The 18,817-nt window shown below is 57.9% G+C and carries 20 protein-coding genes; 7 read left to right on the top strand and 13 right to left on the bottom strand.

Going from position 1 to position 18,817, the window contains the following annotated elements; translation table 11 throughout:
- Window positions 1-2: 2 nt before the first annotated feature.
- From ABJD00_RS14160 to ABJD00_RS14140, 5 genes are all read right to left on the bottom strand, one after another.
- On the bottom strand, window positions 3-374 hold the full coding sequence (locus ABJD00_RS14160) for a GFA family protein (protein ID WP_413836452.1): 372 nt from the start codon (window positions 372-374) through the stop codon (window positions 3-5).
- A complete protein-coding gene (locus ABJD00_RS14155) occupies window positions 374-994 on the bottom strand; it encodes a LysE family translocator (RefSeq protein ID WP_413836454.1) in 621 nt (206 codons plus the stop codon). Before ABJD00_RS14155 ends, ABJD00_RS14160 begins: the two co-directional genes overlap by 1 nt.
- Window positions 994-1,566 carry a helix-turn-helix domain-containing protein gene (locus tag ABJD00_RS14150; RefSeq protein WP_413836457.1) on the bottom strand — a complete coding sequence of 191 codons (573 nt, stop codon included), beginning with the start codon at window positions 1,564-1,566 and terminating at the stop codon, window positions 994-996. The genes ABJD00_RS14155 and ABJD00_RS14150 overlap by 1 nt, the downstream gene beginning before the upstream one ends.
- Window positions 1,567-1,633: 67 nt before the next feature.
- Window positions 1,634-2,086: a GAF domain-containing protein gene (locus tag ABJD00_RS14145; RefSeq protein ID WP_413836460.1), complete on the bottom strand. Its 453-nt coding sequence runs from the start codon at window positions 2,084-2,086 to the stop codon at window positions 1,634-1,636.
- A gap of 88 nt (window positions 2,087-2,174) precedes the next feature.
- Window positions 2,175-3,347 (bottom strand): thiolase family protein, encoded by a 1,173-nt coding sequence (locus ABJD00_RS14140; RefSeq protein WP_413836463.1) that lies wholly within the window; start codon window positions 3,345-3,347, stop codon window positions 2,175-2,177.
- Between the two features lie 93 nt (window positions 3,348-3,440).
- Between ABJD00_RS14140 and ABJD00_RS14135 the strand changes: the two genes are divergently transcribed.
- From ABJD00_RS14135 to ABJD00_RS14125, 3 genes are all read left to right on the top strand, one after another.
- The gene (locus ABJD00_RS14135) at window positions 3,441-3,779 is read left to right on the top strand and encodes an STAS domain-containing protein (protein ID WP_413836465.1); all 339 of its coding nucleotides are present in this window, start codon (window positions 3,441-3,443) and stop codon (window positions 3,777-3,779) included.
- Window positions 3,780-3,806: 27 nt separating this feature from the next.
- On the top strand, window positions 3,807-4,256 hold the full coding sequence (locus ABJD00_RS14130; RefSeq protein ID WP_413836468.1) for an ATP-binding protein: 450 nt from the start codon (window positions 3,807-3,809) through the stop codon (window positions 4,254-4,256).
- Window positions 4,257-4,622: 366 nt separating this feature from the next.
- Entirely contained in the window at window positions 4,623-6,197 is a 1,575-nt protein-coding gene (locus ABJD00_RS14125) for a gamma-glutamyltransferase family protein (RefSeq protein ID WP_413836471.1), read from the top strand.
- Window positions 6,198-6,225: 28 nt separating this feature from the next.
- Here ABJD00_RS14125 and hspQ read toward each other — a convergent pair whose 3' ends face one another.
- On the bottom strand, window positions 6,226-6,552 hold the full coding sequence (gene hspQ / locus ABJD00_RS14120) for a heat shock protein HspQ (protein WP_108838100.1): 327 nt from the start codon (window positions 6,550-6,552) through the stop codon (window positions 6,226-6,228).
- 85 nt (window positions 6,553-6,637) lie between these two features.
- Here hspQ and ABJD00_RS14115 point away from each other — a divergent pair, with 85 nt between their 5' ends.
- Together ABJD00_RS14115 and ABJD00_RS14110 are read left to right on the top strand one after the other, a co-directional pair.
- Window positions 6,638-7,519, top strand: a complete 882-nt coding sequence (locus tag ABJD00_RS14115) for an AEC family transporter (RefSeq protein WP_413836473.1) — start codon at window positions 6,638-6,640, stop codon at window positions 7,517-7,519.
- Window positions 7,520-7,607: 88 nt separating this feature from the next.
- Window positions 7,608-8,183: a lytic transglycosylase gene (locus tag ABJD00_RS14110; RefSeq protein ID WP_413836475.1), complete on the top strand. Its 576-nt coding sequence runs from the start codon at window positions 7,608-7,610 to the stop codon at window positions 8,181-8,183.
- An 11-nt stretch (window positions 8,184-8,194) separates the two neighbouring features.
- On the opposite strand, the gene ABJD00_RS14105 is transcribed toward ABJD00_RS14110, so the two are convergent.
- From ABJD00_RS14105 to ABJD00_RS14090, 4 genes are all read right to left on the bottom strand, one after another.
- Window positions 8,195-8,788 carry a LolA family protein gene (locus ABJD00_RS14105; protein WP_413836478.1) on the bottom strand — a complete coding sequence of 198 codons (594 nt, stop codon included), beginning with the start codon at window positions 8,786-8,788 and terminating at the stop codon, window positions 8,195-8,197.
- A gap of 215 nt (window positions 8,789-9,003) precedes the next feature.
- Entirely contained in the window at window positions 9,004-11,832 is a 2,829-nt protein-coding gene (locus ABJD00_RS14100; protein ID WP_413836481.1) for a DNA translocase FtsK, read from the bottom strand.
- Window positions 11,833-11,850: 18 nt separating this feature from the next.
- Entirely contained in the window at window positions 11,851-13,029 is a 1,179-nt protein-coding gene (locus tag ABJD00_RS14095; protein WP_413836484.1) for an aminotransferase class I/II-fold pyridoxal phosphate-dependent enzyme, read from the bottom strand.
- Window positions 13,030-13,236: 207 nt separating this feature from the next.
- Window positions 13,237-14,565, bottom strand: coding sequence for an amidase (locus ABJD00_RS14090; protein ID WP_413836487.1), 1,329 nt, complete (start codon window positions 14,563-14,565; stop codon window positions 13,237-13,239).
- Window positions 14,566-14,613: 48 nt separating this feature from the next.
- On the opposite strand from ABJD00_RS14090, the gene ABJD00_RS14085 reads away from it, so the two are divergent.
- Complete coding sequence (locus ABJD00_RS14085) at window positions 14,614-15,870, top strand: FAD-dependent monooxygenase (RefSeq protein WP_413836514.1); 1,257 nt, start codon at window positions 14,614-14,616, stop codon at window positions 15,868-15,870.
- An 8-nt stretch (window positions 15,871-15,878) separates the two neighbouring features.
- Here ABJD00_RS14085 and ABJD00_RS14080 read toward each other — a convergent pair whose 3' ends face one another.
- Genes ABJD00_RS14080 through trxA form a run of 3 tightly spaced genes read right to left on the bottom strand, consistent with a single transcriptional unit; the run spans window position 15,879 to window position 17,635 of the window.
- Window positions 15,879-16,055 (bottom strand): Trm112 family protein, encoded by a 177-nt coding sequence (locus ABJD00_RS14080; protein WP_413836489.1) that lies wholly within the window; start codon window positions 16,053-16,055, stop codon window positions 15,879-15,881.
- Window positions 16,052-16,693: an LON peptidase substrate-binding domain-containing protein gene (locus tag ABJD00_RS14075; RefSeq protein WP_413836492.1), complete on the bottom strand. Its 642-nt coding sequence runs from the start codon at window positions 16,691-16,693 to the stop codon at window positions 16,052-16,054. Before ABJD00_RS14075 ends, ABJD00_RS14080 begins: the two co-directional genes overlap by 4 nt.
- A 27-nt stretch (window positions 16,694-16,720) precedes the next feature.
- Complete coding sequence (gene trxA, locus ABJD00_RS14070) at window positions 16,721-17,635, bottom strand: thioredoxin (protein ID WP_413836495.1); 915 nt, start codon at window positions 17,633-17,635, stop codon at window positions 16,721-16,723.
- Between the two features lie 398 nt (window positions 17,636-18,033).
- Here trxA and ABJD00_RS14065 point away from each other — a divergent pair, with 398 nt between their 5' ends.
- Window positions 18,034-18,723 carry a cyclic nucleotide-binding domain-containing protein gene (locus ABJD00_RS14065; RefSeq protein WP_413836498.1) on the top strand — a complete coding sequence of 230 codons (690 nt, stop codon included), beginning with the start codon at window positions 18,034-18,036 and terminating at the stop codon, window positions 18,721-18,723.
- Window positions 18,724-18,817 lie beyond the last annotated feature (94 nt).

The following is an 18,817-nucleotide window of genomic DNA, read 5'->3' as shown; positions in this document are numbered from 1 at the left end:
GCTCAGTTCTCCCGTTGCGGAACATCGTCCGCGATGTCGTAATAATCGCCCTTATCGGCGGTGAATATGTGGCGTTCCAGCCTGATGCCCGATGGCCCGTCGATCAGACCCATTGAAAAACTAATCTTGGGTTCGCTGTCCATTTTCCAGAACAGAAACGACCCGCAGGTCGGGCAAAACCCCCGACGTGCAAAGTCGCTGGAGGCATACCAGCGCACCTCGCCTTGTGTTGTCAGGTCTTCGTCAGCGACGAGGCCAGACGCCCAATGATGGCCGGACTGTTTGCGGCACTGGGTGCAATGGCACGCACTGGCTCGGATCACGTTTTTGACCGTAAAGGTCACCGCGCGACAATTGCAGCTTCCCTTCAGCATTACGCCCGCCCCGGTGTGGTGGCGGTGCCAAGAAGGACGCCATAGATGATAAAGCACGTGGCCATGACCCGTCTCACCCAGACATTGAAAACGGCCCCTAAGGCTGCGCGCCCGATCCCTGCCCCAAGTGCGGTGAACCCGACATAACTGAGCGCGGTGATGGTCAGCGCCGTTGGCATAATCAGCCCCATCTGGTCCCAGACGGGCACGTCGGGCTGAACGAACTGCGAGAACGCGGCGAGGTAACCTGCCACGCTTTTGGGGTTGATCGTGGCAATGGCGAATGCGCGCAGATAGATGGATTTTCCCGAAGGGGCCACGAGTTTGGGCGGCTTGGTCGCATTCATCCACCCTCGAATGCCAAGAAACACAAGGAAAGCGGCCCCGATCAACTTGGCCACCCAGAACGCAGTGGGCGAAGCGGCAATCAACGCCGTCACACCAAGCGCCGAAAGCAGCAGGAATAATGTGGCTTGGGTAAGGATCGCCAGCACGCCAATCAGAGAGCGGCGAAAACCGAGCGTCATCCCGTTTGTGATGCAGTTCACGGCATTTGGCCCCGGCGTGGTGACAAACACCACCCAGAACAGCGCAAATATGGCCCATCCCTCAAACGACATCAGTACACCGGCGGCGCAATGACCCAGATCGCAACGGCTGGGGTGTCATAAGGGTTCATCCATCGAAACGCCTCGCCCCGGATGCGAAAACTGTCGCCGGGGTGCAGGGTGAAATGCCGTCCGCCGATATCGAGATCAAGGCGACCTGAGATCAGATAGCCAACCTCTTGAGTTGGCCTTGCGACCGGGGTTTCGATCTCGCTATGCGCCTCGAAGGTGGAATGCACCATTTCAAAATCATCCGTGAGATCCGGAGAAAGCAATTCCTCGACCAGACCCGCGGTGCGTGAGCCAATTGGGCGGCGCGCGGTGCTGCGCACAACATACCCTTCCTCTTCTGCAGGGGCCGCGCCGCGCCGGAACAAGGTGGACACGGCTATGTCCAAGGTCGCTGCTATGTGACGCAAATCGGTAATTGAAGGCTCTGAAAGATCGCGCTCCACCTGACTAAGCCAGCCGACGGACCGCCCCAAAGCGGCCGCCATATCCTGCAGCGTCATCCCCCGCGCCTTGCGCAGTGCACGCAAGTCAGCGCCTAGGCTGGAGGGGGAAGAGAGTTGGGTTTGCAGCATAATCTCGTGAAATTCTGGCGTTGAATTTCACGTAAAGCCAGAATCAGTGAAAAATCAAATGATTTTTTCACACACCGCCGAATACTCCGGCAAGTATTTCGGTGAGGGAGTCGGCGTCATCCTGTGTGAACGCGCCCGGTTGGTCACTGTCGATGTCAAAGACCGCGATCAAGTCGCCCGCACCGTTTAACACCGGCAGGACCAGTTCAGACCGGGTGGATGAAGCGCACGCAATGTGTCCTGGAAAGGCATCAACATCAGCAACCAACTGAACCTCGCCAGTCCGCGCTGCAGCCCCGCATACGCCGCGCGAGAACGGGATTTGCAAACAGCCATGTCCGCCCTGATAGGGCCCAATCTTTAGCATTTCGGGGCCCGTAACCCGGTAAAACCCGGTCCAGTCAAAACGTGTGTCGCTGTGATGCACTTCGCAAGTAACTGTTGCCATGAGTGCGACGGCGTCATCTTCGCCTTCGGTCAGAGACGCAATGGTTTTGGCGAGGTCAGTGTAGTCGGGCATGGTTTGTCTTTTTCGGCTGAGCTCGGTTGGGGGCTGTCTGCCCCCGGCGCTGGCGTGCCTCCCCCGAGGATTTTTTAATCAGAGAAAGTTATGGTCGCTCAATGGCGATAGCTGTGCCTTCGCCGCCGCCGATGCAGATTGCTGCAACGCCGCGCTTGAGATTGCGCTTTTCCAGAGCGTTCAGCAACGTCACCATGATCCGCGCACCCGACGCGCCAATTGGATGTCCCAGGGCGCAGGCCCCACCGTTGACGTTGACCACATCATGGGACAGTCCCATTTCGCGCATGTAGGCGAGCGGCACCACGGCGAATGCTTCGTTTATCTCCCACAGATCCACGTCGTCTTTGGTCCAACCAATGCTTTCGAGCAACTTTTGCGCAGCCGGTACAGGTGCTGTTGTAAAAAGGCCCGGCGCCTGCGCATGACTGGCGTGCCCAAGGATGCGCGCTCGGATCATCAAACCTTGAGTTTCCGCAGCTTTTTCAGAGGCGAGCAGAAGGGCCGCCGCGCCGTCCGAAATCGAAGATGAGTTGGCCGCTGTCACCGTCCCCCCGTCCCGGAATGCGGGTTTCAGGTGCGGAATTTTGTCGGGCCGCGCTGTGCCGGGTTGTTCGTCGGTATCGACTATGATCATCCCCTTGCGCGAAGGCACTTCGACTTGGGTGACTTCTCCGTCGAACGCGCCGTTCTCAATGGCGGCCTGAGCCCGCGAAAGCGATGTCAACGCGAATTCATCCTGAATGTCCCGTGTGAACTGAAACGCCTCAGCGCAGTCCTCGGCGAAAGTGCCCATAAGACGGCCCTTGTCATAAGCATCCTCGAGCCCGTCGAGGAACATATGATCCACTACCTGTCCATGCCCTAGACGGGCCCCATCACGCATTTTCGGCAGCAGATAGGGAGCGCCCGACATGCTTTCCATGCCACCGGCGATGATCGTGCCCGTTTGCCCAAGAGCGATCTGATCAAAGGCGATCATTGCCGCTTTCATTCCTGACCCGCACATCTTGTTCAGGGTGGTCGCCGGGACGTCCTCTCCAAGACCTGCGGCAAAGCCAGCCTGCCGTGCAGGGGCCTGACCCTGTCCTGCCGACAATACACATCCCATCAGAACTTCGTCCACTGTCGTGGCTCCTGCGCCAGCCATGGCTGCCGCTATGGCCTGCCCGCCCAAACTGGCGGCAGGCATATCGGAAAGTGCACCCTGGAAACCGCCCATCGGCGTGCGGGCTGCGCCTGCGATTACAACTGAGTTCATAGCTTGGGATTCCTTCGCAGAAGAGTGGAAACACAATAGTAAGGATTGTCTTTTAGACACGCAATGTAACCGAAAATCTGCATGAGGGCGGACATGGATCTTCGCAGCCGATCAGAAGAAAACTTACAAGTCGTCTCAATTCTCGACAACCGGATCGACGCTGCGGTGGCCATCGAGTTCAAGGATGCCATGCGTGCGTCCACGGACGGGGGCAGCGAAACTGTGGTGCTTGACCTCAGTCAGGTCCAATTTATCGATTCAAGCGGCCTTGGTGCGATCGTCGCTTCGATGAAACACATGGGAGCATCCCGCAAACTGGCGTTGGCAGGTTTGACTCCAACCGTAGAGAAAGTGTTTCGACTGACCCGAATGGACAGCGTTTTTAGCGTATTCGCGACGCTCGACGGGGCGTTGGACGAATTGAAAGCCTGATTTGTCGTTCCTTTGAAAGACCACGCCATGTCCCTCATTTCGCAAGTGCCCGCCATTAACATTTCCATCCAAAGTGGCGAGATGGCTGTCCGAGAGGCGCTTGCGAAACTGCTGGACAGCTTAACCCCTCTCTCGCTCGACGTTGAAGAGTCTGGAACAGTGGAATTGGTTATGGCCGAAGCGTTGAACAACATCGTAGAACACGCCTATCCTCAAGGTGACCCGTGCGGCCCAATCGACATTACCTGCTCTCATGCAAGGGACGGGCTTCACATGACTGTGACCGACTCGGGCCGTGCCATGCCGGATGGACGCACGCCACTGGGGGCAGCGGTTGATACGGATGTTCCATTCGACGATATGCCCGAAGGCGGGTTTGGCTGGTTCCTGATCAAAGACCTCGCCAAAGACGTCAGTTACGTGCGCGTTGCGTGTCAAAATCAGTTGAGCCTTCGTTTGGCTGTTGCCATCTCCTAAACCGCTGGGGTCGTGGAGTGCGCTCAACCGTTCCGCTCGTAAAAAACACGCGTCGCCAAACCCCGTTTACCTAAGCCTTACTGACCATTCCGGCAGCCGAATTAGCCGGTTTCAACCTGTGGATGACAATGGTGCCTGGAACCCCTGACATTCCAAGAAAGTGCCGCTCAGCCACCACAATACTGCCTTGATTTCCCGGCATACCGTGTCTTGTAGCTGCATATGGCTTCCCTCGGTGTCGCGTTTAATTGCCCCCACCCAGTGCGCGGCACCGAGGAACTTATGCTCCCCAAAACAATCGAGTGGACAACGCGGGTAACGCAGATACGTTACGCTGCAGTTCGAACACTACAGGGGCCAGCCAACATGCGAGACTTTCATCAACCAGGCCGTTCGCCTGTTCTGGCTACCTCTGGAATGTGCGCAACCTCCCATCCACTAGCGGCTCAAGTTGCCGTGGAGACGCTGAAGGCTGGTGGCAACGCCATGGACGCGGCCATCGCCGGTGCGGTGTTGCTTGGAATCTGCGAACCACAGATGACCGGCATCGGAGGCGACTGTTTTGTCCTTTGGTCAGATGCGAGCGGCAAAATCAACGCGCTCAACGGGTCGGGGCGCGCTCCGTCTGCACTGGACGCAGCTGAACTAAGGGCCGAGGGCCATTCCGTCGTCCCACCACAAAGCGCGCATGCCGTCACCATCCCCGGCGCAATCGACGCCTTTTGCACCCTCTCTGAACGGGTCGGCACCCTTGGCCTTGACCGTCTCCTTGCCCCCGCCATCCACTATGCAGAACAGGGCATACCCGTGTCGCAGCGCGTCGCCTTTGATTGGGCAAGCGACTCAAGCATTTTGCAGGGTGTGGCCCGCGACAAGTTTATGATTAACGGAATGGTACCGTCCACCGGACAGATATTTGCCGCACCCGGTCAGGCCGCCGTTTTGCGCAAGATCGCGAGTCAAGGACGCGGTGCGTTCTACACGGGTGAGATCGCCGAAGACATGGTCAGCGCGCTGAACGCAGCCGGTGGCAAGCACAGCCTCGCAGATTTTGCGACCACCGCCTGCACCGACACGACCCCAATCAGCAGCACATACAAAGGTATCGAGCTGTTCGAACATCCGCCGAACGGCCACGGCGCGACGGCGAATCTGATCCTGAACATGTTCAAGCACTTCGACGTGGCCAACATGGACCCGTTCGGAACTGAACGGACGCATATAGAAGCAGAAGTGACCAAACTGGCCTATGACACGCGCAACCGTCTGATTGGCGATGCGGATTACACCACGCGTCTGGTTCATATGTTGGCACCTGAAACAGCCGCTGCACTGGCCGCCCTTGTTAATCCAAACCGCGCCATGGACGACCCCGCCGCCTTGTCCGAACAGGTCCACAAAGACACGATCTATATCACCGTTGTGGACCGCGACGGCATGGCCGTATCGATGATCTATTCGATCTTTCACGGCTTCGGTTCGGGCATTGCCACAGACAAATACGGGATCTTGCTGCACAACCGCGGCGCAGGATTCACTGTCGAAGAAGGCCACCCCAACGAACTGAAGGGCGGCAAGCGACCCATGCACACGATCATTCCGGGCATGTTGGCCAAAGACGGCAAACCCTTCATGCCTTTTGGCGTCATGGGAGGCGCCTATCAGGCGACAGGCCATTCCCGGTTTGTAACCAATATTGTTGATTTTGGCATGGATGCGCAGACGTCTATCGATTCGCCACGCGCCTTCAGCGACAACGGCGATATGAAGGTCGAACGTGGTTATTCCGATACGGTCCGCGCCGAACTAACTGAAATGGGACACAAGGTGGTTGTTCCCGAAACGCCAATTGGCGGGGCGCAGGCCATCGACATTCACGACAGCGGCGTTCTGGAAGGCGCCAGCGATCCTCGCAAAGACGGGTGTGCGTTGGGTTACTAGGTATGGCGGACTTCGTGCCCGCCTTACCTTAGTTCAGCTGAAAGTGCAGCGGATAGGTGCCGTCCTGAAACGGGCCAAAAAGATCCGGGATGTCCGGGTGATCCACGGGCTCGCCGGAATAGTCCGCGACAAGGTTCTGCTCTGACACATATGCCACGTAGTAGCTTTGGTCGTTTTCCGCGAGCAGGTGATAAAACGGCTGCGCCTTTTTGGGACGGCTGTCTTCGGGGATCGCCTCGTACCACTCGTCCGTATTGGAAAACTCAGGATCCACGTCAAACACCACACCCCGGAAGGGGTGCTTTTTGTGGCGGACAACTTGGCCCAAGTGATATTTTGCGCGCGTTCTGAGCATAGCGTTGCGCCCCCTATCTTGCGTGATTACACGGTGCAAGGGACATTTGTCCAACAATTGAGCACATTATTTCTGGAAACAGTCTGTGAACCTGACAGTAACAGTCCTTCAAATCGTAGCCCCTGTATTTCTACTGGCCAGCATCGGCTTTGTTTGGGTCAAGGTCGGGCTGGAGTACCGCATTCAGTTTGTCACGCAACTGGCAATGACTCTGTCCCTGCCCTGCCTGATCTTCGTCTCTCTCATGCAGACCCGAATTGCCCCCGAGGCACTGACGGCCTTGTCGCTGGCTTCGGTCATGGCTTACGCACTTATTTCGCTGGCCTTTTTGGCGCTGGTCAAGCTGCTACGCCTTGAGGGACGCACCTATACTGCACCCCTCATCTTTGGGAACACCGGCAATCTGGGCCTGCCGCTGGCGCTGTTCGCGTTTGGAGATGAGGGTCTGAGCTATGCCATCATCGTCTTCGCGATCATGGCGCTGTGGTCCTACACCTATGGCATATGGCTGGTTGCCGGTGCTGGTTCACTGGGCCGGGTTCTGCGCGAACCTTTGGTCTGGGCCACTGTACTGGGCGCGCTGTTCATGTGGCAGGGATGGGAAACGCCCAGCTTTGTGACCAACACGCTGGAACTGATCGGACAGATGGCCATCCCGATGATGCTGATTACGCTTGGCGTCGCGGTGGCCCGTTTGTCGGCAAAAGGTATGTTGCGTGCGGTCGGTTTATCCTTTGTTAAACTAACGCTCTGTGTGGCCGTTGCTTGGGGTGTTGGGTCAGCCTTTGAATTGGATCGGGTTGCATTCGGCGTGCTTGTTTTGCAAGTAGCCACACCCGTTGCGGTGACCTCATATTTGATTGCTGAAAAGTACGGAGCCGATGCGCCCTCTGTCGCAGGCCTTGTCGTGGCCTCGACCTTGATGTCGGTCGCCACCCTGCCTTTAATCCTCGCATTCGTGCTTTAGCGGCGTCCCGCTAACAATTCGTGATTTCCACGTCCGCAGTTTTTCGCTATACTGCCTGCAAAATAATAAACAAAAGCGAGTGAGGCAGATGAGCAGACTCTTTCGCGCATTGGCATTGGTTCTTTTGGCTGCCAGCTGTGGTGGCGGGTCGGGTACGGCCCCCCGTCAGCTGGATAACGCCTGTTCGATCCTTGCCGAGCGTCCCGGATACTTGAAGGCGTTCCGCGCAACCGAGCGGAAATACGGCGTCCCTGTGCACGTGCAGATGGCGACGATATATCAGGAAAGCAAATTCATTTCCGATGCGCGCACCCCGTATCGGTATGCGGCTGGTGTGATCCCACTTGGCCGTCAGTCCAGCGCCTTTGGCTACTCTCAGGCTCTGGATGGCACTTGGGAAGAGTACCTTGATGAAACGGGGTACCGCGTCGCCCGCCGCGACCGTATTCGCGATGCCACCGATTTCATGGGGTGGTACATGCAGGAAACGCAAGAGCGCCTTGGCGTTCCCGTTTCGGACGCGCGCAACCAGTATCTGGCCTATCACGAAGGCCGCAATGGTTATCGCCGTGGTAGCTACAATTCCAAACCTTGGCTGGTCCGTGTGGCCGGAGAAGTTGACCAGCGTGCAGACATGTATGCACTGCAGTTGCAGTCCTGTTAAGAGCTGTGAGCCTAGTTCCGATCAGAACGCGGCTCACTAAACAGGCGGTTTGAAAGGGAACCACCGGTCTTAAGTTCGCCCAGTACAACGGTGGTTTTGCCACCACCGTTGTCGTTGACCACCCATTGCCGCAGTTGCACAGGGTTGCCTGTGAACTTCATCTGGATGCTGCCATATTCAGGATTTTTAGGATCTTGCGCCGTCACAACCGTCGCTGTGCCGTCAAAGTCGTGACCCACAACCATGTTTGCAGCGCTCAGGTTCACATTGCGAGCAAGGATCAGCGACAAGGGCGTGCGCCGCAGAGGGTAGGTTTCGGGTGGCTGGTTGGATTTCGAGTCCACAATGTAGACTGCGTTTGCTGAAGCGACGACCAATGCCGTATCGGGTGCGTTGTATTCAAACCGCATTCTGCCTGGCCGTTTAATGTAGAGTTTCCCAGTGCTGATCGACCCATCGTCGTTGATCTGTGTGAACGATCCTTCGGCGGTTTTCAGGTCATTGAGATAGGCGGAAATTGTGTTCAACGGTAACTTGTCGGCCAAAGCCGATTGTCCTGCCAACAGGGCCACAGCAAATGCGGCGATGCGTGTTATCCGGATCATAGGGTGTCTGCGTCCTTGGGATCATTTGTCTTAGCTTTGATATAGAGCGCGCCACCTTGATATGCGATAGCGCGGCCAAATTGGCGGCAAGAGATTGCCCCCAGCGACCGCCAATCTGCGGCACTCGATTCCAATTTTTACAATAGCCGAGGAGCGCCGCACGATGCACAAGCTGTGCACCGGCTGTGCACAGCCCGTACACCAAATGGTACACACTACCCGTGTTCAGGCACCAGAATCTCGCGTTTTCCGACGTGGTTGGCGCTACTCACAACACCCTCATCCTCCATCTGCTCAACCAGCCTTGCCGCCTTGTTGTAGCCGATGGCCAGTTTGCGCTGGATGTAGGAGGTCGAACACTTGCGGTCCTTGATCACGATGGCGACAGCAGTGTCGTATAGCGCGTCTTCACCGTCTGTATTTCCGCCAAGGCCCAACACCTGATCGATGCTGCTTTCCTTGTCCTCGTCCGGCCCATCGAGCACGCCACTGACATAGTCAGGTGCACCAAAGGCCTTGAGGTGGGTCACGACCTCTTCGACCTCTTCATCCGACACAAACGGGCCATGGCAGCGGGTGATTTTCGCCCCGCCCGCCATGTAAAGCATGTCGCCCATGCCCAGCAGTTGTTCGGCGCCCATTTCACCAAGGATCGTCCGGCTGTCGATTTTCGACGTCACCTGGAACGAAATCCGGGTGGGGAAGTTCGCCTTGATCGTACCTGTAATAACGTCAACCGACGGGCGTTGAGTCGCCATGATCAGGTGGATGCCAGAGGCCCGGGCCATCTGAGCCAGGCGCTGGATACAGGCCTCAATCTCTTTGCCCGCAACCATCATCAGGTCGGCCATCTCGTCAACGATCACCACGATATAAGGCAGCGCTTCGGGAGCGAATTCTTCCGTCTCAAAGATTGGTTCGCCGGTATCATCGTCAAACCCGGTCTGCACTGTGCGGCTGAACATCTCGTTCTTGGCCAACGCTTCGCGCACTCGGCCGTTGTATCCTTCGATGTTGCGCACGCCCATCTTGGACATCTTGCGATAACGTTCTTCCATCTCGCCCACGGTCCATTTCAGAGCCACGACCGCCTTTTTCGGATCCGTCACAACCGGGGAAAGAAGATGCGGGATGCCGTCATACACCGACAGTTCCAGCATCTTGGGGTCGATCATGATCAACCGGCATTCTTCAGGCGTAAGCTTGTAGAGCAGGCTGAGGATCATAGTGTTGATCGCCACCGATTTACCCGAACCCGTGGTTCCCGCGATCAGCAGGTGGGGCATCTTGGCGAGGTTCGCGACCATGGAATCGCCGCCAATGTCTTTGCCAAGGGCCAAAGGCAGGCGCATGTTGCTGTCGCCAAAGTCGCGCGAGGACAATATTTCGCGCAAGACCACCTTTTCACGGTTTTCGTTCGGCAGTTCGATCCCGATGACGCTGCGTCCGGGCACTGTGCTGACCCGCGCAGACAAGGCCGCCATCGATCGCGCAATGTCGTCTGCCAACCCGATCACGCGAGAGGCTTTGAGGCCCGGCGCCGGTTCCAGTTCGTACATGGTGACCACTGGACCCGGGCGGACGCTAACGATCTCGCCCTTGACGCCATAGTCGTCCAGCACGCTTTCCAGCATCCGCGCATTTTCTTCCAACGCCTCGTCACTCAGGTGATGACGCTTCACTTCGGTTGGGGTTTCCAACAGATTAAGCGGAGGCAATTCAAAGCCGGGATGCGTGTCCTCAAATGCTAGTTTGGGCTGCGCTTCGGCCTGAGCACGCGCGCTCGGTTGCATCGGTTTGCGGGCAGGTTGCTGCACCACTTTGCGCGGTTCAGCGACAGGAATCGCAGGCGCGGCAACAGGCTCGGTACTCACGGTTTCGATCAAATCGTCTTCAACTTCTGGCGCGCTCAGCGGAGGCTCGGCACGGCGTGCCACAAGATCGGCAGTGAGGGGCGGTTCAGGTGGCAGGGGTGCGTGTGGAGCGCCATGGACCAGCAGTGGATCGGGGCCACGTCCACGACCTTTCGTCAGAGGCGCAGTTGGATGTGCCTGCCCTGCCGGAGCAGCGCGCACCCGTGACTTGATCACATCTGCAATTTTACTTCTGACCCGTTCATCCACAGGGCTATCGTCGACCTCGGCGTCGGAATAGGTGCCGACCAGTTCTACTTCTTGCTGCGGCTGTGGGTCGGGCCGTTTGATAAGGGCGGGCATACGCGCCAACAGCCCGGGTTTGGGCGGATCTGTCTCAAGGCTTTCGTCATATGCTGGCTCGGGCGCCGGGGCGATCGGCACTGCATAGGCTTCAGCCTCTTGTGCCGCGATCTCGCGCTGTGCACGGCGATCTGCGGCCCGTTCCTGCATCGTGCGCGCCGCATGCGCAGCGCCGCTGGCGCTACGGCCCAGCAGAGTCATCAACCCCGCATAAACCATCACCAGACCAACCAGCAGGAAACGTGCAATGCGCGACAGTTCTGAGCGTGTGAATCCAAGGACAAAGGCCCCAAACACAAAGATCCCGACCCCCATGGCAAAGGACATCAGCTTGACTGTAATGGTGGACCCAATGGGCAAGGCTGTGAGCAGAAAGGCCATAACCGTATCGCCAAACAACCCGCCAAGGCCAAACCCATGCGTCGCACTCCATTCCGGACCCGGTTGCAACGTGGCCGCATAGATCGACCCGAACGCAATGGCGATGGGGGCAAAGATCAGCCGCCCCAAAGCCCGTTCACGCCCAAGATGCAAAGCAAACCGAACGCCCCAGACCACGAGGACGATGGCGATTCCAAAGATGCCCCAACCTGCGATCATTACCATGGGTGCCGCCAGCGAAGCACCGGTGCGTCCCATCCAATTCTGCACAGGCGCGTCTGTCGATGACATCCAGTTCGGATCATGTGGTGTGTAGCTCAGCATCATGGCCGCGACCATTGCGCCGACGATCACCAAAGCGATGCCGATCAACTCGCGACTGCGTTTTTCAATCGCTGCCTGCACATCCTGATCAAAAAGTGGGTCACGCCGTGTCTGGTATGCCATGCCTTGTCCTTCGTTTATTCAAGCGGCGTAGAGCGTGTCACGGATGGCTGTTAGCCCCCGCTCCGTCTCTGCCTTTGGGGCGACCAGGGCCACCCGAATGTATCCGTCACCGGGGTTCACCCCGTCTATTTCGCGCGCAAGGTAGGCACCGGGTAGCACCCGCACACCGGTCTCCTGCCATAGGGTCAGCGCCGCGGCCTCTCCATCCGGCACCGGCAGCCAAAGGAAAAACCCTGCCTCGGGTGCCCCATAACCCGGCACATTCCCCAGAATGCGGTCGGCCAGATCGTATTTCTCGTGATATTGTGCGCGGTTTTCGATCACATGATCCTCATCGGCCCACACCGCCGCCGCTGCGTGCTGCAGCGGGGTTGGCAATGGAGTGCCGGCATAGGTGCGCAACTGGCGTACCTCGCGCATGGTGGCGGGCCCACCAACGATGAACCCTGACCGCAATCCCGGCAGGTTCGAGCGTTTGGACAAAGAATGAAAGGCCACAACCCGCTCTGGGTTGGCGTCGCCGATGCACTCCAGAACGCCGACAGGCGGGACATCACGGTAGATCTCGGAATAACACTCATCCGCAAAGATCTGGAAATCATACTGTTCAGCCAAGGAGATCAGATTGCGCCAATACCCAGCATCCGCAACCGCCCCTTGGGGATTTGCAGGAGAACACGTATAGCACGCGACCGCGCGGTTCAGGATGGACGGGTCGACACTGGCGAAATCAGGCAAGTGACCGGTTTCAGCCGTTGCAGGTACCAACACAGGATCAGCCCCTGCCGAAATCGCCGCCAACATGTAGACCTGATAAAACGGGCTGGGCATCAAAACGACAGGGCGCTGCCCCTTCTTCTGCTCCGGGCAAAGTGCCATCGCAGCATTATAGAGCCCCTCTCGCGTCCCATTGAGCGGCATAACGTGGACATCCGGGTCTTTCTCGACCCCATAACGACGCCCAAGCCAATCACAAAAGGCACGACGCAACTCCGGAATGCCTTCATTCGGCGGGTAGTTGTTGAACCCGGCGGCATGCTCAGCAATTACATCCGTAATCCATGCAGGAAAGGCATGCTTTGGTTCGCCGATGGTCATATGCACCACTTCGCCGCCCGCTGGATGGCTATCCAACAGGGTGCGCAAACGCGGAAACGCATAAGCCGGAAGGTTCGAAAACCGCTCGGGAAACTTCATCAAACTGCCTCAGGTTCGGGATCGTTGTCGCCCCGTTTCTCCCAAGATAGCCCAAGCAAGACTCCCACGTCCAGAAAAACCGAGCCAAAACGTAAGCGGCGTGGCAATTCCGCCAACCAACGGCTTCTTTTGACAAAAATACCATGGGGGAGTCCGAAGTACGGGGGTGAAACCCCCTAAAACATGGCGTCGCGCAAAGCGTACCCGTCAGACCAACGCCGCTTCTGCTGCCACACCCATCCGCAACAGAGCCGTATCGCGATCACGTGCGCCAAAAATCATGAGGCCGCAACTGGGCACACCGGTCGGCAACGTCAACGCGCAAATCCCAAGCAGGTTGCCAATGCGGGTGTTGCGCAGCGCCAGCAAGTTCTCTGTTTTGTAATACTCACCATCCGCATTCAAACGCTTGAGATTGGGTGGCAGGATCGGGGCGGTGGGCGCCAGCACCCCATCATAGGCAACTGTGGCGGCATCCCAGGCAGCGCGTGCGGCGTCCAGTTGCGCCCACGCAGCGCTGTAATCCGGCGCGCTAAACTCCTTGCCAAGACGGAACCGCTCAAGGATTTCCACATACATCGCATCTGGCTGTGCCTCGATCACGTCGCGCCACAGGCCATAGACCTCGCCGGGCAACAAGGGACCGGCAAGGGCAAGCGCGTCTGCAACCGCTGGCACCTCCAAAGGCTCAACAATGGCGCCTTCCGCCTCAAGTCGCGCGATCGCGGTTTCATAGGCCGCCAGCGGGGCATCCCGGGCGTCTTCGAGCACAGATGTTTGCAACGCCGCAAAGCGCCGACCCTTCAGGGACGCACCCCGCAGATCCGGCGCGGGCGCTCCTTGCATCAGAGCTGTCAGAACAGCTGCATCTTCTACTGTCCTGGTCAACGGACCCACCGTATCAAACTTGAGACTCAGCGGCACACAGCCTTCCAGTGACAACTGCCCATGCGTCGTCTTCATGCCCACCAGATCGTTCCACGCCGACGGAATCCGCACTGACCCGCCTGTATCCGACCCAATCGCAGCGGGTGCGAGACCAAAGGCCACCGACGCCGCCGCACCCGAAGACGACCCCCCTGGAACGGCGGCTTCGTCATTCACACAAGGCGGCGTTGCGGTAGACGGGTTATAGCCCAGACCCGAAAAGGCCAACTCGCTCATATGGGTCTTACCCAAACAGACCAGCCCGGCAGACGTCGCATTTTGCAGCACCACGGCGTCCGTCTCCGGCACCCGGCCCGCGAGCAGTTTTGATCCGGCTTCAGTCCCTTCTCCGGCAGTGTCGAACAAGTCTTTCCAACTGATCGGGACGCCATCCAGCACAGACAACCGCTGCTCCGCCTTTGCACGTTCCGATGCAGCGCGCGCTTCGGCCATTGCGCGGTCTTTGGTCAGACGGGCATAGACTTTGTCTTTGAGGGCATGTCCGTCGATCCGGTCAAAGAATGCGTGGGCCAGATTGACCGGATCAATGTCACCCGCGCCGATCGCGCGCCCCAGATCGCATGCACTTTTGCTCAACCAGTCCTGCATATGTCTTCTCCGCTGCTCTTTGCGGCGACGGTAGCGACGTCGGGGCGCATGGACAATCCCACCCCCTCGGCCATATTGCGAGTTATGAGCACTGACATCCTCATCGTCGGCGGCGGGCTGTCCGGCCCGATTCTTGCCTTAGCGCTCGCGCAGTCCGGTCAACGCTCAACCGTGGTCGACGCCTTGGGCGAAGAGACCCGCACCGCGGACGACTTTGACGGGCGCAGCTATGCGGTGGCTCTCACCTCACAACGGCTTCTAGATGGCATCGGCATTTGGGAAGCGATCGCAGACCACAGCCAGCCCATCTTGGAAATCAAAGTTTCGGACGGCCGCGCCGGCGAAGGGCCCTCACCATTTTTCATGCACTTTGATCATGCCGAGATTGAAGAAGGGCCAATGGGCCACATGGTGCAGGACCGCCACCTGCGCCGCGCCCTGATCGAAGCCATGGAGAAGACCGAAAGTATCACGCATCTGGCCGGTGAGACGGTGACCGATCAAGCGGTGACACCGGGAGGCGTTACGCTGACCCTGTCTTCTGGCAAAACCCTGACCGGGTCGCTTTTGGTTGGCGCCGATGGGCGCAGCAGCAGCACGGCTGTGCGCTCTGGGATCAAGCGAACGGGATGGGAGTATGGGCAGACCGCCCTCGTTTGCGCCATTGCCCATGAAAAACCGCACCATGGCATTGCGCACCAGTTCTTTATGCCCGCCGGCCCACTGGCCATCCTGCCCCTGCCCGGCAATGTCAGCTCCATCGTATGGAGCGAGCGGGCCGAAACGGCGGCCGCCTTCAATGCCATGTCTGACGCGGAATACCTCACCATGCTTCGCCCCCGTTTTGGCGACTTTCTGGGCGAGATCAGTTTGACAGGTAAACGCTTTACCTACCCTCTGTCCCTGTCTCTGGCGTCGCGATTGGTGGCACCGCGCACTGCATTGGTCGGGGATGCGGCCCACGGCGTGCATCCGATTGCGGGTCAGGGATTGAACGCAGGTATGCGAGATATCGCCGCTTTGGCAGAAGTGATCACGGATGCCATACGGCGCGGCGAAGACGCTGGCAGCGAGGCGGTTTTGGCCCGCTACGAGGAATGGCGCCGCTTTGACAACACCGCATTGGCGCTGGCCACCGACAGCTTCAACCGTTTGTTTTCGAACGATAATGCATTGCTACGAGGTCTGCGCGATCTGGGCATGGGTGTCGTGAGCAAGATGCCTGGCCTAAGACGCGGCTTTATCCGCGAAGCTGCAGGGCTGACGGGCCACTTGCCACGGCTGATGCGCGGAGCGCCGCTCTGAGGTCAGCTTCAGTCGATCTTGCGCGCCTCATCCACCAGCATTACCGGGATCCCATTTCGTATCGGATAGGCGAGGCCTGCGTTTTCCGACACCAATTCCTGCGCCTCTGCGTCATAGCGCAACGTGGCGTGGGTCTGAGGGCAAATCAGCGCCTCAAGCATCTTGCGATTTGCATCTGTGCTCATTGCAACATATCTCCTTCACCGCCACGCAAATCAAACTCGATCAGAGTCACCAACGTTTCACGGCGCGTGCTCAGCGATGGCGCCTCGAGCAGCGCCTGTTTATCCTCGGGATCGAGATCCAGCATCATCGACAGAGAGTTGATCAGCAACTCATCATCCGCGTCCTTCAGCGTTTCCCAATCTGCCGAGAGCGAGCGCGCCTCAAAATACCGGCCCAACAGGTCAAGGAACCCATCCCGATCAAAAACGGCGTCTTCCTCCGTCTTACCCAGATCGCGTTCAAACCCGTCCCAGATCACGTCACAACGCCGATATGGGGTGAACCCGTCGACTTCCTTCACCACGCGAAAGCGTGAAATGCCACTGAGCGTAATCAAATAGCGGTTGTCTTCGGTTTCTGAAAACTGGGTGATCCGGCCCGCGCAGCCGATAGTGTGAAGGCCCGTACCCCCGCGTCCGGCGACCTCGTTGGGTTGCACCATCCCGACCAAACGGCCTTCTGTTTTCAGCGCGTCGTCGAGCATCTGCAGATACCGCGGCTCGAAGATATGGAGCGGCAGGCGGGAACGCGGCAACAGCAACGCTCCCGGCAATGGAAATACCGGAATCGTACCGGGGAGGTCAGTCACCTTAATCATAAGCTGTGAGCTAGCCCGCAAACGCCATCAGGCAAATATCATTGAGCTAAGCTTTCGGCGACCATTCAGAACAATCGGGTCATTGGCCTTGAGCGCATCAAAGATGGTGAACAGCTGCGCCTTGGCCGCGCCATCATTCCACTCCCTGTCACGGCGAAACAGATCAAGCAGTTGATCAACGGCCGCCTCAGTCTCACCACTGGCATGGAGTGCCTTGGCCAGTTCCAGCCGAGCCTCATGATCGTCCGGGTCAGCCTCGACCACAGCGCGCAAGTCAGCGACAGGGCCCGCATCCGCTGCTTGCTTGGCAAGTTCCAGTTGGGCATGAGCCGCATCGAGTTCAGGCGTGTCCGATATTTCGGCGGGCGCGCCATTCAGTATCGCCTCGGCCTGGTCCAGATCATCAAGGGCGATATGAGCACGCACGAGACCACCATAGGCCACTGCATGTGCCGGTTCTTCGCCCAGTATCGCGGCAAAGGTTTGGGCCGCATCCACAGCAGCACCCTCGTTCAGCATCTCTTCGGCGGCGGCAACGGCCTCGTTCAGGCCATCTTCGGGAGAAGCGCCACCAGAGGCTTTGATCACCCGGTCAACAAAGGCCGTGACTTCGGAATTGGGCTGCGCCCCTTGAAACCCGTCCACGGGTTGTCCCTGCCAGAACGCATAGACGGTAGGGATCGACTGGATTTGCAACTGACCTGCGATCATCTGCGCCTCGTCGACGTTGATCTTGGCCATTTTGACCGCACCCTTAGCGGCAATCACAGCCTCTTCAAGCATGGGCCCCAAGGTCTTGCAGGGGCCGCACCAAGGGGCCCAGAAATCGACGATCACCGGTGTGGTCTGGCTGGTTTCGACCACGTCGGCCATGAAGGTCGCCTCAGTGCTGTCCTTGATCAGGTCGGCGGCGGTGGGGGCGGCGGACAATCCCAAATCCATGTTTCTGATCCTTCCATCAAAACTTGGAGCTTATATGGATTGGAATGGTCGGACTTCCAAGGGGTGTTGGGGTGTCCAACGCTGTGACAGCGTGCGCCACACGGGAAATCAATGGGTTGCGGAGGTGGATCGGGGATTTGTTAGTGAGATGGGTATGCAACCGATGGGCCGTCATTCGATGGCGACCGGATGCTTTGTGCCGGTCGTCAGGGTCGAGCTGATGCCAAAAAAGGAACTTGGACTGCTGCGCCGCTGCTTCTGTCCGCTTAACGCACTACCGGACATTTCTTGAATTGCTTTGAGGCAACCTCTAGACACTATGACAGCGCAAGTTTCGACGGCAGCGTGCAACCGGATATCGCTAGTCCATAACTTGTCCAAAAGAAGTAGAGCTGGCTTTGGATTATTGGATAGACGCCGCTTTTTCGACGGGCGGCCTGGTCGGACACCTTTCGTATATCCTTCTCGTCGTCTCAATGATGATGCGAGATATCTCGGTGCTGCGATTGTTCGTAATTGCATCTGCATTGGCAGGCATTGCGTATGATCTGTTTTGGCTGCGAAATCCTGTCGGCGTTTTTTGGGAAGGCTTGTTGTTACTCGTCAATGTAGTGCAGCTTTATCTCCTCTGGCGAAAGAACCGACGCGCACAGTTCACTCCAGAAGAAGATCGGTTTATTTCCACACGCTTGATGGGGCTATCACCGGGCCGGTGCCGCGACTTTTTCGACTTGGGACGATGGGAAAACCTGTCCACGGGTACAGTTTTGACTCGACAAAATGAGCTGCCGGAATTTTTGACTTATCTTTCAGAAGGAACCGCATCAATAACCGTAAACGATCAGGACGTCGCATTGGTTCGAGCGGGTCACTACATCGGTGAAATGTCTCTTTTGGGTGATGGAAACGCAACTGCGACTGTCGTCGTATCGGGTCCTGCACGTGTCTGGCGGATTGAGGCGGAAAAGATTGAACGGTTGATCCAAGACAGACCGAATATTGCGAATGCGTTGAAGGCCGGGATTGCAATCGACATGCGACGAAAAATTGTTGCCTTGAACTCTGCAGTGACAACTAGCGAACCCTAATCGCACCCAAATCCCAACAGCAATTAGGCGTCTGTTTGGCCTCGTAAGGCGGACATTCGCTAAATCGAAACGGCCGTCTGGTTAGTCTTTCTAA

Source organism: Tateyamaria sp., assembly GCF_039945315.1.
GTDB lineage: Bacteria > Pseudomonadota > Alphaproteobacteria > Rhodobacterales > Rhodobacteraceae > Tateyamaria.
This window is presented reverse-complemented; position numbering and strand designations above follow the sequence as displayed.